Annotated in this window: 10 protein-coding genes; 8 read left to right on the top strand and 2 right to left on the bottom strand. The window is 65.0% G+C overall.

What is annotated here, in order from left to right:
* The first annotated feature begins 61 nt into the window (after nt 1-61).
* Complete coding sequence (locus ACUYMZ_RS19485) at nt 62-3,724, top strand: glycoside hydrolase family 32 protein (protein WP_481605416.1); 3,663 nt, start codon at nt 62-64, stop codon at nt 3,722-3,724.
* A 27-nt stretch (nt 3,725-3,751) separates the two neighbouring features.
* Here ACUYMZ_RS19485 and ACUYMZ_RS19480 read toward each other — a convergent pair whose 3' ends face one another.
* Together ACUYMZ_RS19480 and ptsP are read right to left on the bottom strand one after the other, a co-directional pair.
* Entirely contained in the window at nt 3,752-4,030 is a 279-nt protein-coding gene (locus ACUYMZ_RS19480; RefSeq protein ID WP_426004625.1) for an HPr family phosphocarrier protein, read from the bottom strand.
* Nucleotides 4,031-4,075: 45 nt separating this feature from the next.
* Nucleotides 4,076-5,776, bottom strand: coding sequence for a phosphoenolpyruvate--protein phosphotransferase (gene ptsP / locus ACUYMZ_RS19475; RefSeq protein WP_481605414.1), 1,701 nt, complete (start codon nt 5,774-5,776; stop codon nt 4,076-4,078).
* Between the two features lie 130 nt (nt 5,777-5,906).
* Here ptsP and ACUYMZ_RS19470 point away from each other — a divergent pair, with 130 nt between their 5' ends.
* The 7 genes from ACUYMZ_RS19470 (at nt 5,907) to ACUYMZ_RS19440 (ending at nt 14,023) form a co-directional block, all read left to right on the top strand.
* On the top strand, nt 5,907-6,629 hold the full coding sequence (locus ACUYMZ_RS19470; RefSeq protein WP_481605412.1) for a TetR/AcrR family transcriptional regulator: 723 nt from the start codon (nt 5,907-5,909) through the stop codon (nt 6,627-6,629).
* Nucleotides 6,630-6,693: 64 nt separating this feature from the next.
* Nucleotides 6,694-8,754, top strand: a complete 2,061-nt coding sequence (locus tag ACUYMZ_RS19465) for a PTS mannitol transporter subunit IICBA (protein WP_481605410.1) — start codon at nt 6,694-6,696, stop codon at nt 8,752-8,754.
* Nucleotides 8,754-9,902 carry a mannitol-1-phosphate 5-dehydrogenase gene (locus ACUYMZ_RS19460; protein WP_481605408.1) on the top strand — a complete coding sequence of 383 codons (1,149 nt, stop codon included), beginning with the start codon at nt 8,754-8,756 and terminating at the stop codon, nt 9,900-9,902. Before ACUYMZ_RS19465 ends, ACUYMZ_RS19460 begins: the two co-directional genes overlap by 1 nt.
* A gap of 358 nt (nt 9,903-10,260) precedes the next feature.
* On the top strand, nt 10,261-11,211 hold the full coding sequence (locus ACUYMZ_RS19455) for a siderophore ABC transporter substrate-binding protein (RefSeq protein WP_481605405.1): 951 nt from the start codon (nt 10,261-10,263) through the stop codon (nt 11,209-11,211).
* Between the two features lie 11 nt (nt 11,212-11,222).
* Nucleotides 11,223-12,230, top strand: coding sequence for an ABC transporter permease (locus ACUYMZ_RS19450; protein WP_426004618.1), 1,008 nt, complete (start codon nt 11,223-11,225; stop codon nt 12,228-12,230).
* Nucleotides 12,223-13,251 carry an iron chelate uptake ABC transporter family permease subunit gene (locus ACUYMZ_RS19445; RefSeq protein WP_481605403.1) on the top strand — a complete coding sequence of 343 codons (1,029 nt, stop codon included), beginning with the start codon at nt 12,223-12,225 and terminating at the stop codon, nt 13,249-13,251. The genes ACUYMZ_RS19450 and ACUYMZ_RS19445 overlap by 8 nt, the downstream gene beginning before the upstream one ends.
* 13 nt (nt 13,252-13,264) lie before the next feature.
* Nucleotides 13,265-14,023: an iron ABC transporter ATP-binding protein gene (locus ACUYMZ_RS19440; protein WP_481605401.1), complete on the top strand. Its 759-nt coding sequence runs from the start codon at nt 13,265-13,267 to the stop codon at nt 14,021-14,023.
* Nucleotides 14,024-14,073 lie beyond the last annotated feature (50 nt).

The following is a 14,073-nucleotide window of genomic DNA, read 5'->3' as shown; positions in this document are numbered from 1 at the left end:
TCTCACTAAAACGCAGGTTCCGGGGAACGCTCTCTCACTTCGAGATCAAAGGCGATCTGTTATGCACAAGAGAATAGTTGCGGGCCTCACAGCAGCGGTCCTCGGTGTCGGCTTCGCGGGGACGGGAGTCACTGCCCCGGCAGTGGCGCTCAACCCCGCGCCCGTCACCCTCAACAGCACCACCAGTCCCATCCCCGACGTCGCCGGCACCAGCGGCACGTGGACCCGGACAGCGCAGGGCGGGTACACCGCCGTCGCGCCTTCCGGGCAGAACGCGGCGGCAACCAGCGAGCAGGTGATTGCCGGCACCGCCCGCTACACAGCCTCCGTGAAGGTCGACGGCGGCAGCCCTTACGGTGTGGGGGCGCTGGTTTTCCGGGCGACTCCCGACGCCGGCGCAGGCTACGCAGCCACGATCGACCCCAACCTGGACCGGGTGAGGTTGTTCGACCTCGCGAACGGCCAGGACATTGTGGCACCCGTACCGCTGCCGCTGAACACCGGGCAGTCCTACAACGTGGATGTCCACGTGGACGGGCCGCGGATCTACGTTGCAGTGGACGGAGTCTCCCGCATTGACGCCACGGACCACCGCTATGAATCCGGCCGGGTGGGACTCCACGCGTTCAACGGGACTGTGGCCTTCGGGACACCGGGCGTCCGGACCATCGATGCGAATGTCCACGGGTGGGGCCTCACCGGGGGCGGATGGTCGGCCACGGCTACCGGCTTCCGCGGCGCCGCTCCGGCGAACACCAACATCCGCGCCATCGCCACCGGCCAGTCGCCCACGGACGTGGACTTTGCCACGGACATCCAGGTGACGTCCCAGTACGGCGTGGGCACGGTGTTGTTCCGGACCAACGCGTCGGGTACCAACGGGTATGCGGCAGAGGTCGATCCCAACGCAGGAAGGCTGCGCCTCTACCGGGTTTCCGACAACGCCACGCTGGGAACCTACACAACGGCCATCGCCCTGGACAAGGTTTACCGGCTCCGGGTCACAGCCCTGGGCAGCAACTTGGCAGTCCACTGGCAGACCGACTTCCTGGACCCCAACGGTGCCACCCCCTCGATCACGGCCACGGATTCCACGCAAGCTTCCGGGCACGTGGGCGTCGGCTCCTACAACGGGACTGCGGTCTTCCAGAGCATGACATTGCGCGGGCTCGAGACCTCCTTGCAGGGGTGGCGTACTCCTGCCGGTTCGTGGGAGCCGGATGCGGCAGGGCTTCGCGCCTCTGCGGCGAGCGGCACCGCGGTGCGGTTCATCCCGGCGGTAGCGTCCGACGTCGTTGCCTCCTTGGACCTGACCGTCACCTCGCCCTCGACCGCCTCAGTGGTGGTCCGCAGCGGTGCCGACGGTGCGGGCGGGCTGGAACTCAGGGTGGACCCGGCGACGGGAACCGCCAAACTGTACAACCGGGCCAGTTCCGCGCTGATGCTCTCCGGCGCCCTGCCGGGCCACAGCTTCAAAGCGGGGCAGCTCAACCGCGTCCAGTTGACGGCCCGCGGTACGGAAGCCTCGGTACTCATCAATGGCACCCCCGTACTGAATGGCCAGGTTCCAGCCGCTGCAGGCACGGGCTTTGCGTTGCTGGCCACCGGCACGGCCTGGTTCCAGAGCGTCCGCGCGGACAACGTGGACCAGTATATGAACGGCCTCTACCAACCCGGCTACCACTACACCCAGAACTCCGGAAACAGCTCCGACCCCAACGGCCTGGTCTACCTGGACGGTGAGTACCATCTCTTCCACCAGGACCGTGGACGCTGGGCCCACGCGGTGAGCTCCGATCTCCTGCACTGGAAGCAACTGCCCATCGCGTTGCCGCACATGGCGGCGGGGGAGTCGTGGTCAGGGTCGGCCGTGGTGGACGCTTCCAACGCGAGCGGGCTGTTTCCGGGTGGGTCCGGACTTATCGCCTACTACACGAGCTTCAACCATGATGCTCCCAACGGAAACCAGTCGGTCCGTGCGGCGTACAGCACGGACAAGGGCCGCAGTTGGCAGACCGTCCAGGCCGCACCCGTGGTGGAAAACCCGGGCGGCCCCAATGGCGGCTGGGACTTCCGGGACCCCAAGGTCACCTGGGACGCGACCTCCGGCAGGTGGGTCATGGTGGTGGCCGGCGGAGACCACATCCGCTTCTATTCCTCCACAGACCTGCTCCACTGGACGTTCAAGAGCACCTTCGGCTACGGCGACTGGGTGCGGGGCGGGGTCTGGGAGTGCCCGGACTTCTTCGAACTCCCTGTGGAGGGACAGCCCGGCGTGAAGAGGTGGGTCCTGTGGTGGAGTACAGGGGCAGTACGCGCCACCAACGGTTCAGCCGCGCAGTATGTCACCGGAAGCTGGAACGGTACGTCCTTCACCCCTGACACCCCTGCCTCGACCGTGCTGCAAGCCGACCATGGCCGGGACTACTACGCCGCCATGAGCTTCTTCGGTGCCCCTGACAACCGGCGGATCATGATCGGCTGGATGTCCAATTGGGACTACGCCTTCAGCCCGCCCACGGGCCGGTGGAACGGTCAACTGTCCGTACCGCGCGAGGTCAAACTGGTGGATGTACCCGGTGCCGGGCTTCGGCTGACGCAGGCTCCCGTTGTGGAGGAACAGTCGCTGCGCAGTTCCACCTGGCAGGTTTCGGATGTCCCGGTAACGCCGGCCTCCGCGAACCCGTTGGCCGGAGCCTCCGGACGTTCGTTCGAGCTGGAGGCCGAGGTCGGAATCCCATCGTCCGGCGGCGCTTCCTCCTTCGCCTTCGGGCTCCGCAAGGGGAACGGCTCCACCGGTGCGCAGGAGACCAGCGTGAAGTACGACGCCGGAGCTGCCGCCCTGACCGTGGACCGCGGAACCTCCGGGCGGGAGGACTTCACCCGGTACTTCGCCGGCTCGGCGCAGGACAATTCCACGGCGCCATGGGCTTCCACCACGGTGGGGTCTGAACGGCGGATCAAGCTGCGGGTCCTGGTGGATGCTTCCTCGGTGGAGGTCTTCGGAGGTGACGGCACGGCAGCCATCACATCGCTGATCTTCCCGGACCCGTCCTCCACAGGGCTGTCCTTCTCGGCCACCGGAGGGAATGCCCGGCTGGTGTCCGTCAAAGTACACCAGCTCAGCGACACTGCCCGCCTGACCAGTGCGCCGCCGTCGGGCATCCTGCCTCCCGCCACCGGATCAGCCCGCCACAACCTGGGCGCGTATGCGGTGGTGCCCGGCGGAACGTGGGAAGCCACGGGCGCAGGGTTGGCCGGTACGTTCGACAAGGACTCCACAGCCCTGAGCCAATCCACCTATGCCAACGTGCGCGTCCAGGCCACAGTGCGGTTCGGCGGCGAGGCCTTCGCCGGTGAACTCCTGAACCGCGACCTGGCTCCGGAGAAAGGCTACGGCGGTGCGGGTTCCATGCTGCTTCGGTCCTCTGCGGACGGATCCAGTGCCTACTACGTGAACCTGGACCCCAACCTCCGCGTAGTGCGGGTGTTCAAGCTGGTCAACGGCGTGTTCACGGTCCTCGCGAGCGTGCCTTCCGCCGTGGGCCATGGGGTGGGCTACTCCGTGGATGCCGCTGTCACCGGCAGCAGGATCACGGTGTCGGTGGACGGTGCGCAACTGATCGACGTCACGGACACGGCCCTGTCCTCGGGCAGGGTGGGCGTGAACGTCTTTGACGGCCGGGCCGCCTACCAGGACGTGCTGGTGACGGCCTTGCCGTAGCCTGCGAAACGGACCTGGGCAGTACAGCTAGACGGCGTCCAGGTCCGTTTCCAGCAGCTTCACCAGCGCATCCAGCGCAGCGTCGGCACCCTCACCCTCTGCCCGCAGCACCACGACGTCGCCCTTGGCAGCCCCGAGCGTCATCAGGGACAGGATGCTGGCGGCGTCCATGGCTTCGTCAGCGGGTTCGCCCTGCATGGCGATCGTGACATCCACGGGCTGCTCGCCTGCTGCCTCCGCGAAGAGGGCGGCAGGACGGGCATGGAGGCCGGAGCTGCTGGCGATGGTTGCTGTGCGTTCGGGCATGGGTTTCTCCTTGCGGTTGGTCGTAGCTGAACTGGTCGTGCGGGACTAGAGGCCGAGCTCTTCGAGCACGGGGAGCTTGGCGCGGACCCACTCGCGGGCCTCGGTGGCGCTGGGCGCTGAGAGGGCCAGCCGCGCCAGTTCCTGTGCCTGTTCCAGGGTGACCGTCTTCAGGACGGTTCCGACGGCGGCCAGCGAGCGGGCGGTCATGGACAGGGTGGAGACACCCAGCCCGGTGAGGACGACGGCGAGGGCCGGGTCCGCGGCAGCCTCACCGCAGACGCCGATCGGCTTGCTGTCCCCTTCGCGGCCGGACGCTTCCAACGCCGAGCCTTCCACGGTGAGCTGGACCAGCCGGAGGACCGCCGGCTGCCACGGAGTGTTCAATTCCGCGAGCGGGCCGAGCTGCCGGTCCGCAGCCATGGCGTACTGGGTGAGGTCGTTGGTGCCCAGCGATGCGAATCCCACTTCCCGGAGCACGGACGCCGCAGTCAACGCTGCCGAGGGCACTTCCACCATGACGCCGGGGGTCTTGAGGCCGGCCGCGGCACACAGGGACGCGAACCGCCCTGCTTCGGCTGCCGTGGAAATCATCGGTGCCATGACCCAGACATCGGCTTCGGATTCCGAGGCAGCCTGGGCGATCGCGGAGAGCTGCCGTTCCAACACGCCCGGCGTGGTGAAGTCGGTGCGGTAGCCGCGGACACCCAGCGCAGGGTTGGGCTCGGTGGCATCCGTGAGGAAGGGCAGCGGCTTGTCGGCGCCGGCGTCCAGCGTGCGGAGGACCACTTTCTTGCCGGGGAAGGCATCGAACACGGCCTTGTAGGCCGTGGCTTGCTCATCCACGGAGGGCTCGGTGTCACGTTCCAGGAAGCAGAATTCCGTGCGGAACAGGCCAACGCCTTGTGCGCCCAGGCCTGCAGCGGCCACGGCGTCCTTGGCACCTCCGACGTTGGCCAGCAGCGGTACCAGGTGGCCGTCCGCCGTCGTGCCGTTTCCGTCGAAGGAGGCAAGCGTGGCGGAGGTTTCGGCCCAGGCGGCGGCGGAAGCGCGCTGTTCCCCCGAAGGAGAGGCTGCGACAAAGCCCGCGGCGCCGTCCACATAGATCTCGGTGCCGTCGGCGATCCCGTCCACACCGTGCGCCGCCACCACGGCAGGGAGCCCCAGGGAGCGGGCGATGATGGCGGTGTGGGACTGCGGGCCGCCGCCGGAGGTAACCAGCGCCTGCACGACGTCGGGATTCAGCGTTGCGGTGTCGGCGGGAGCGAGGTCTTCGGCCACGAGGATGAACGGCGTTGTGGAGGCGGGGATGCCGGGAGCAGGGACGCCGCGGAGTTCGGCCACAATGCGGGCACGGACATCCAGGACATCGGTGGCGCGCTCGGCCATGTAGCCGCCGAGGTTGTGCAGCATTTCGGAGACGGATGCACCGGCTTCCCAGATGGCGCGCTCGGCCGAGGTCCCGCCGTTGATGAGCTTGGTGGCCGACTTCAGCAGCATGGTGTCCTTGGCCATGAGTGCGGTGGCTTCGAGGACCGCCTTGCCATCACCGGAGGTGGATTCGGCACGGTTCTTCAGTTCGTCATGGACGGATTGCGCTGCTGCCTTCAAGCGCGCGACGGCGTCTTCCGGACTTGCGTCCGCGGCGAGCCGTTCGCCTGACGGTGGTTCGCTGACTGGCTTGGGCATCTGGCGGACCGACCCGATGATGCGGCCCGGGCTTACCCCTACTCCCTGGAAATTCTGCACTGAATCCTCTGTTCCTGCTGGTTGGTCAAGACCCCCCGGCGTCGGCACCGAGAGCCTGCGAAACTTAGCTTACAAAATTCCCTTGTGAGCTACTTCATATAGCAATGCTATAGGTGCTAGGGTAGCGGTTATGAGTTTCGATGACCAGCTTCCGCCCAAAATTCGGTTGCTTCGCGCAGCTGCCGAATTGCTGGCGGTTTCTGAAGGGTCAGCGGTCTCAACGCGCCAGATCACCAAGCTTGCCGGGGTCACGGCGCCAACGCTCTACCACCACTTCGGCGACAAAGAGGGCCTGTTCGACGCCGTTGTTTCGGCCGGCTTCGAAGAGTATGTGGCCGGAGAGCGCGATTTTGCACCGTCCGGGGAGCCCCTGGAGGATGTCCGGCGGATGTGGGACAACCACGTCCAGTTCGGCCTCACCCAGCCCCACCTGTACTTGGTGATGTTCGGCAACATCCGTCCGGAAAGCCGCCCGTCCATCGTGGCCGACGCGGAAGCCCTCCTGGAGGAAATGCTGAACAAGGCCGCCATCACCGGTCAGCTCAACGTGCCGCCCCGCGAAGCTGCACGCAGCATCCTCGCGGCCAACGTGGGTGTCACGCTCATGCTGATCGCAGAACCGGTGGAGGAACGGAACCTGGAGCTTTCCACCATGACCCGGGATTCCATGATTTTTGCCGTCTCCACGGACACCGCCCGTGGCGCCGCAGCGGAGGATTCCGGCAAATCCTCCGTGGTTGTTGCGGCAATCGCCCTGAATGCGGCACTGCAGGCCTCGCATTCGGACCAACTGTCCAGCTCTGAACTGAAGCTCTTCCTGGAATGGCTTCACCGCATTTCCAGCAGCTCCTAAGGCTGCTCTCTCGATCTATATCGACTGACCCCGCGCCGCCGCGGGACACACGTTAGGAATTCACATGGCAACAGAGACCGTTGCGAAGCCCCGCACCAGCCTGCGCGTTGGCGTCCAAAAGTTCGGAACCTTCCTGTCCGGCATGATCATGCCCAACATCGGCGCTTTCATCGCGTGGGGCCTGATCACAGCACTCTTCATCGAGAAGGGCTGGATCCCCGTTCCTGCCCTCGGTGGCTTCGGCACGAATGCCGAGGGAGTTCCCAACGTGGGCCTGGTTGGCCCCATGATTACCTACCTCCTTCCGCTGCTGATCGGTTACACCGGCGGCAAGATGGTCTACGACGTCCGTGGTGGCGTGGTGGGTGCCATCGGAACCATGGGTGTCATTGTCGGCGCCGGTATCCCCATGTTCATCGGCGCCATGATCATGGGCCCGCTGGGTGGCTGGACCATGAAGCAGCTCGACCGCATCTGGGACGGCAAGATCCGCCCCGGCTTCGAGATGCTGGTCAACAACTTCTCTGCCGGTATTTGGGGAGCCATCCTCGCGCTCCTCGGGTTCTACGGCATCTCCCCGGCCGTCACGGTGTTCAGCCAGGGCGCCGGAAACGTAGTGCAGTTCCTGGTCAACAACGGCCTCCTGCCGCTGACCAGCATCTTCATCGAGCCGGCCAAGGTCCTGTTCCTCAACAACGCCATCAACCACGGAGTCCTGACCCCGCTTGGCATCCAGCAGTCGCTGGAGCAGGGCAAGTCCATCCTGTTCCTGCTCGAAGCCAACCCCGGCCCGGGCCTGGGCATCCTGCTCGCGTACATGTTCTTCGGCCGCGGTGCAGCCAAGGCGTCGGCGCCGGGCGCTGCGATCATCCACTTCCTCGGCGGCATCCACGAGATCTACTTCCCGTACGTCCTGATGAAGCCGATCCTTATCCTCGCTGCCATCGGCGGCGGCATGACCGGCATTGCTACCTTGGCCATCACCAACTCCGGCCTTGTTGCTCCCGCTGCACCTGGATCCATCATCGCGGTGATTGCACAGACCTCTCGCGACAGCTACATCGGCGTGATCCTCTCGGTTGTCCTGGCCACCGCCGTCTCCTTCCTGATCGCATCCCTGATCCTGCGCACGTCCAAGAACAAGGGCGAGGACGACCTCAGTGAGGCAACGTCCCGCATGGAAGCCATGAAGGGCAAGAAGAGCTCCGTTTCCTCCGCTTTGGTCGGTGAAGGCGCTGCGGCCACCCGCGGCGAGGGCACTGTCCTGACCCGCCCGGTCCGGAACATCGTGTTCGCTTGCGACGCCGGCATGGGTTCCAGCGCCATGGGAGCCTCCGTACTGCGTAACAAGATCAAGGCGGCCGGGTTCCCGGACGTCAAGGTCACCAACTCGGCCATCGCCAACCTGAGTGACACGTACGACGTGGTGGTGACCCATGAGGACCTCACCGAACGCGCCCAGCCGCGCACCTCAAGCGCCGTGCACTACTCGGTGGACAACTTCATGAACAGCCCCAAGTACGACGACATCGTCGAGCTGGTCCGCTCCAGCAACAGCGGTGACGCAGGCACGACGGCGGAAACCACCGCCGGTGCGCCCGCCGCCGCAGCTGCGGGTACCGGAGCTGCCGGTACCGCGCCGGGGACGAGCCATGGTGCCCATGCCGCTGAGCCGGCTGCCGCCGTCGGGGGCAAGGGAGTGCTGCTCCGCGACAGTGTGGTCCTGAACGGCAAGGCCGGCGACCGCGATTCCGCGATTGACGAGGCCGGGCAGCTCCTGCTGGACCGTGGTGCCGTGGACGTGAGCTACGTGCACGCCATGCACGAGCGCGAGGAATCCGTCTCCACGTACATGGGCAGCTTCCTGGCGATCCCGCACGGCACCAATGACGCCAAGGACCACATCAAGCATTCGGCAGTGTCAATCGTCCGTTACCCGGAGGGAATCGACTGGGGCGGCAAGCAGGTCAAGTTCGTGGTCGGCGTGGCCGGCCTGAACAATGAGCACCTCCACATCCTGTCCACCATTGCCAAGATCTTCACCAACAAGGCCCAGGTGGCCCAGTTGGAGGAGGCAACCACGGTGGATGAGGTCCTGGAGCTGTTCGGAAAGGTCAACGCATAGTGAAGGCAGTCCATTTTGGGGCGGGCAACATCGGACGCGGATTCGTGGGGCTCCTGCTGCACGAGGCCGGCTATGAAGTGGTATTCGCGGATGTCGCGGATGCGCTGATCAGCCAGCTTGCATCCGCTGACAGCTACGACGTGCACGAGGTCGGCGAGAACGCCGCGGTCAAGACCGTGGACGGTTTCCGGGCGCTCAACTCGGGCACGCAGGAGGCCGCGGTTGTGGAGGAAATCTCGACGGCGGACGTGGTCACCACTGCGGTGGGGCCGCACATCCTGAAGTTCGTGGCTCCGGTGATTGCCCGGGGACTGGCCGCCAGATCCGCTGACCTGGCACCGCTGCAGGTGATGGCCTGCGAGAACGCCATCAACGCCACGGACCTCCTGCACCAGGAAGTCCGGGCGGCCTGGGACGAGTCGGCCGGGGACCTCGATTCCCTGGCTGTCTTCGCCAATACCGCGGTGGACCGCATTGTCCCCAACCAGGCGCCGGGCCAAGGCCTCGATGTCACCGTGGAGACCTTTTTCGAGTGGGTGATCGACCGGACTCCGTTTGGCGGGAACGTCCCGGTCATTCCGGGTGCAACATTTGTGGATGAGTTGGGGCCGTACATCGAGCGCAAGCTGTTCACGGTGAATACCGGGCACGCATCGGCGGCGTATTTCGGGTACCAGGCGGGGCTCGAGAAGATCTCCGACGCCATGGCTGACCCTTCAGTGGCCGCGAAGGTGCGGGCGGTGCTGGAGGAAACCAAGGATCTGCTGGTCGGCAAGCACGGCTTCGAGGAAGCTGCGCAGGAAGCGTATGTGCAGAAGATCCTGTCACGCTTCACCAATCCGCACCTGCCGGACACCGTGGTTCGTGTGGGCCGTGCGCCGCTGCGGAAGCTGGGCCGCCATGAGCGTTTCGTGGGCCCGGCGGCGGAGCTCGCCGAGCGTGGCTCAACTCCGGTAGCCCTGCTCGAGGCAATGTCAGCGGCCCTTCGTTTCGACGATGGCTCCGATGACGAGGCCGTGGAGCTTTCCACCATGCTCGTCGAGGTTCCTGCTGCCGAACTGGTGGAGCGCGTCACGGAACTGACCCCGACGCATCCGCTGTTCCCCGCCCTGGAGAAACTCGTGGTGGACCGCCAGGCCGAATCCTGATCCTCTCTCACCAAACACCCCCTTAGGGCCGATCCTCTCTCACCAAACACCCCCTTAGGGCCCGATCCTCTCTCACCAATGACCCCCTCAGGGCCGACCCTCTCTCACCAAAGGCCCCCTTAGGGCCGACCCTCTGTCACGTCCTTCCGGAACGCTGGATTCACGTGAGAGAGCATCGCCGGAAAGGGGGTGTTTGGTGAGAGAGCGTTTGGGTCTACGAGGGGAGAAAAAACGTGACTTTGGCCACAATCGCCCCGGGGAGAGGCTTTCGGTTTTGAAGTTAGCCTCACCTTACTAATAGAGTCGCAGGAGCAATTAGGCAACGTAACTGTGACGTATTAGTGAGCGGAGTACCGGCGTGAAAAAGAGGCTGTCGAGCTACATCGGGGCATTGGCTGCAGGGGCGGCCTTGCTGGCCGTGACCGCCTGCGGAGGCGGGGCCACTGCGTCCTCGCAGGCCGGGGAAGCCACGACCATCACTATCGAGCACGCCCAGGGCTCCACCGCCAACGTTCCCGTGAACCCGCAGAAGGTGGTCACGTTCGACCTCGGCGTCCTGGACACCATGGACGCTCTCGGTGTCGACCCCACCGGTGTACCCGAGGCCAGCTACCCGGACGCCCTCAAGAAGTACTCCGACGCCAAGTACTCCAAGGTTGGCTCCCTCAAGGAACCCGACTTCGAAGCGGTCAGCTCCGCAGCCCCGGACCTGATCATCATTTCCGGCCGCACTGCCGGCGCCTACGGTGAATTGAGCAAGATCGCCCCCACCATCGACCTCTCAATCGATGCGGCCAAGCCCATGGAAAGCTTCAAGGAGCAGACCGAAAAGCTTGGCAGGATCTTCCAGAAGGAAGACGACGTGGCCGCCAAGCTCGCCGAGGTGGACAAGACCGTTGCCGACACCAAGACCAAGGCTGCTACCGCCGGCAAGGGCCTGATCGTCCTCACCTCGGGCGGCGAAGTCACCGCATATGGCGCCGGCTCGCGCTTCGGCATCATCCACGACGTCCTGGGCGTCCCCACGGCCGCCGACGTCAAGTCCGAGGGCTCCCACGGTGAGGCCGTTTCCTTCGAGTACATCAAGGAAACCAACCCGGACATCCTCTACGTGATCAACCGCGACACCGCCATTGGAACCGCCGGGTCCGCTGCCAATCCGATCCTGGACAACGAACTCGTAAAGTCCACCAACGCAGCCAAGAACAACAAAATCGTCAACCTCGATCCCGCCGGCTGGTACATCGTGGGCTACGGACTGAACAACGTCCAGGCCATGGTCACCGCAATGGCCGACTCGGTCGCCTGACTCTTCCTGAGGTGACAACTACAGCCGTGCGCGCCACGGCACCAGCACGCCGCAACCGGACGGGCCAAACAGCCCGCCTGGTTGCGGCCGCTGCCGTTGTGCTGGTGATCGCGGTCGGCAGCATCTTCGTCGGCGTCAGCGACGTCTCGCTCCAGTCGTTGTTGGCGAACGACGCCGGAACCTGGGAAATCTTTTGGGTTTCGCGGGTGCCGCGCACCTTGGCTGTGGTCCTGGCCGGGATGGCGGTGGCTGTCGCTGGATTGATCATGCAACTCATGGCGCGGAACCGGTTCGTGGAGCCCTCCACGGTGGGGACCGTGGAATCCGCGACGCTGGGAATTTTGGTGGTGACCGTGCTTGCCCCGGAGTCTCCGATCCTCACCAAAATGATCGTCGCCAGCGTCTTCGCGATCCTTGGTACGGCCCTGTTCCTGGCGATCCTCCGCCGGCTCCCGGCCCGCAACACCCTGCTCATTCCTTTGGTGGGCATCATGCTGGGCGGCGTCATCGCGGCTGTCACCACCTTCTTTGCCTACCGCTTCGACCTCCTCCAAACGCTCAGCAACTGGATGATTGGCGACTTCTCCGGTGTGCTGCGTGGCCGTTACGAGTTGTTGTGGATTGTGGCCGTCCTGGTTTTGGTGGGCCTCTTTGCCGCGGACCGGTTCACTGTGGCCGGCATGGGCCAGGACTTCACCACCAACCTTGGCCTCAACTACGCGCGCACCATGCGGCTCGGCCTGATGATCGTGTCGCTGATCTCAGCCGTAGTTGTGACAACCGTTGGCGCCGTTCCGTTCCTGGGGCTCGTGGTCCCCAACATCGTGTCCCTGCTCTTTGGTGACAACCTGCGCCGCGCTGTTCCGTGGACCGCCTTGTTCGGTGCCGCGTTCGTGCTGGTCTGCGACATCATTGGCCGCACCATCAGGTTCCCGTACGAGGTTCCGGTGGGCATGGTCATGTCGGTACTGGGTGCCGTGATGTTCCTTTTCCTGCTGTTGAGGAAGCGAAATGCCTGAAACCTCGCTCATGCCGCCGGTTTCCCCGGCATCACTGTCAGTACGGACCCGCCTGCGCGAGGCCGCCCGAAGCACCCCGCCGGGACTGGTGGTCACTGTGCCGGCGATTGCCGCCGTCGTGCTTGTTGCCGTTTTCCTGATGATCGACCTCAAGGGAAACGTGGCCTATGTCCTGCCGCGACGCGGGATCAAGGTGTCCGCCATGCTGCTGGTGGCCGTGGCGGTGGGTGTTTCCACGCTGCTGTTCCAGACCGTAACGGCCAACCGCATCCTGACCCCGTCCATCATGGGTTTCGATTCGCTGTACATCCTGGTGCAGACCGCCCTGGCGTTCGTGGCCGGAGCAGCGACGTTGGCAGCCGCGCCGTCCACGGCAACTTTCGGCCTGGAAATTCTGCTGATGGTGGGGTTCAGCGCATTCCTGTACCGGTGGATGTTTACGGGGGCTACGAGGTCGTTGCATCTGCTGCTGCTGGTGGGCGTGGTGTTGGGCACGCTGTTCCGGGGTATGTCCTCGCTGCTGCAGCGGCTCATGGAACCGAGCGAGTTCATCATCCTGCAGGACTTGTTCTTTGCGAGCTTCAACAATGTGGACCCGGGCCTGCTGGGCGTTTCTGCGCTGCTGGTAGCGGCCGTCTGCGCGGGAGTCTGGCGCATGCGGCACACGCTCGATGTCCTGGCATTGGGCCGCGACGTGGCGATCAATGTGGGCGTGGACCACAAGCGCGTGGTGATGCGGGTGCTCCTGATGTGCTCGCTGCTCGTGGCGGTTTCCACTGCCCTGGTGGGGCCGGTGACGTTCTTCGGGTTGCTCGTGGTCAGCCTTGCCTACCAGGTTTGCCGCGGATTCCGGCATGCCTGGTTGCTCCCGATCGTGGTGCTGCTCGGCGCGATCGCGCTGGTGGGCGGGCAGCTCGTCCTGGAACGGGTTTTCGGTTTTGCAACGGCGCTGAGCGTGATCATCGAATTCGCCGGCGGCATCCTTTTCCTCTACCTCCTGCTGAAAGGCTCGCTGAAATGACCGGGGTCCGCCCATGATCACCGTCCGCAACGTCACCAAGCGCTACGGTGGCCAGACCGTCCTGGACGATGTCAGCTGCGACATTCCGCGTGGGGGCATCACCTCCATCATTGGCCCGAACGGTGCGGGGAAGTCCACGCTGCTGTCGCTGATCAGCCGGCTCCAGCCGATGGACGCCGGAGGAGTCTCGGTGGCCGGCCTGGACGTCACGGCCACACCCAGCAAGGAATTGGCCAGGACCATGGCCATCCTGCGGCAGGAAAACCACCTGACCATGCGCCTTACCGTGCGGGACCTGGTGGCGTTCGGGCGTTTCCCGCACAGTGGCGGCAGGCCTACGGTTGAGGACCTGGCCCACGTGGACGAGGCCATCCGGCACCTGGACCTGGAGTCCATGGCGGACAAGTTCGTGGATGAACTCTCGGGCGGGCAGCGCCAGCGGGCCTACATTGCCATGGTGCTGGCGCAGGACACGGAGTATTTGCTGCTCGACGAGCCGCTGAACAACCTGGATATGAAGCACTCCGTGGAGATGATGCGCCTGTTGCGGCGGTTGGCGGACGAGCTCGGGAAGACCATCGTCCTGGTGGTCCACGACATCAACTTCGCCTCCTGCTACTCGGACACCATTCTTGCGATGAAGGACGGCCGGATGATTCACCAAGGCGCGCCTGCGGACATCATGCAGCCGGGGATGCTGCAGGATGTCTACGACATCGATATCCGGATTGAGGAGATCGACGGGAACCGCATCGGGGTGTACTTCGCCTGAACAGGTGAGAGAGCGTTGCGCCAAACGGGCGGTTAGGTGAGAGAGCGTCG

The organism is Arthrobacter sp. T572 (assembly GCF_056780115.1).
The sequence above is the reverse complement of the archived record's forward strand: the minus strand, read 5'-3'. Positions and strand labels throughout refer to the sequence as shown.

Bases quoted from the DNA above. Each gene is read 5' to 3' on its own strand.
- ACUYMZ_RS19485 (WP_481605416.1), top strand. From the start codon at position 62: ATGCACAAGAGAATAGTTGCGGGCCTCACAGCAGCGGTCCTCGGTGTC.
- ACUYMZ_RS19480 (WP_426004625.1), bottom strand. From the start codon at position 4,030: ATGCCCGAACGCACAGCAACCATCGCCAGCAGCTCCGGCCTCCATGCC.
- ACUYMZ_RS19470 (WP_481605412.1), top strand. From the start codon at position 5,907: ATGAGTTTCGATGACCAGCTTCCGCCCAAAATTCGGTTGCTTCGCGCA.
- ACUYMZ_RS19465 (WP_481605410.1), top strand. From the start codon at position 6,694: ATGGCAACAGAGACCGTTGCGAAGCCCCGCACCAGCCTGCGCGTTGGC.
- ACUYMZ_RS19445 (WP_481605403.1), top strand. From the start codon at position 12,223: ATGCCTGAAACCTCGCTCATGCCGCCGGTTTCCCCGGCATCACTGTCA.
- ACUYMZ_RS19440 (WP_481605401.1), top strand. From the start codon at position 13,265: ATGATCACCGTCCGCAACGTCACCAAGCGCTACGGTGGCCAGACCGTC.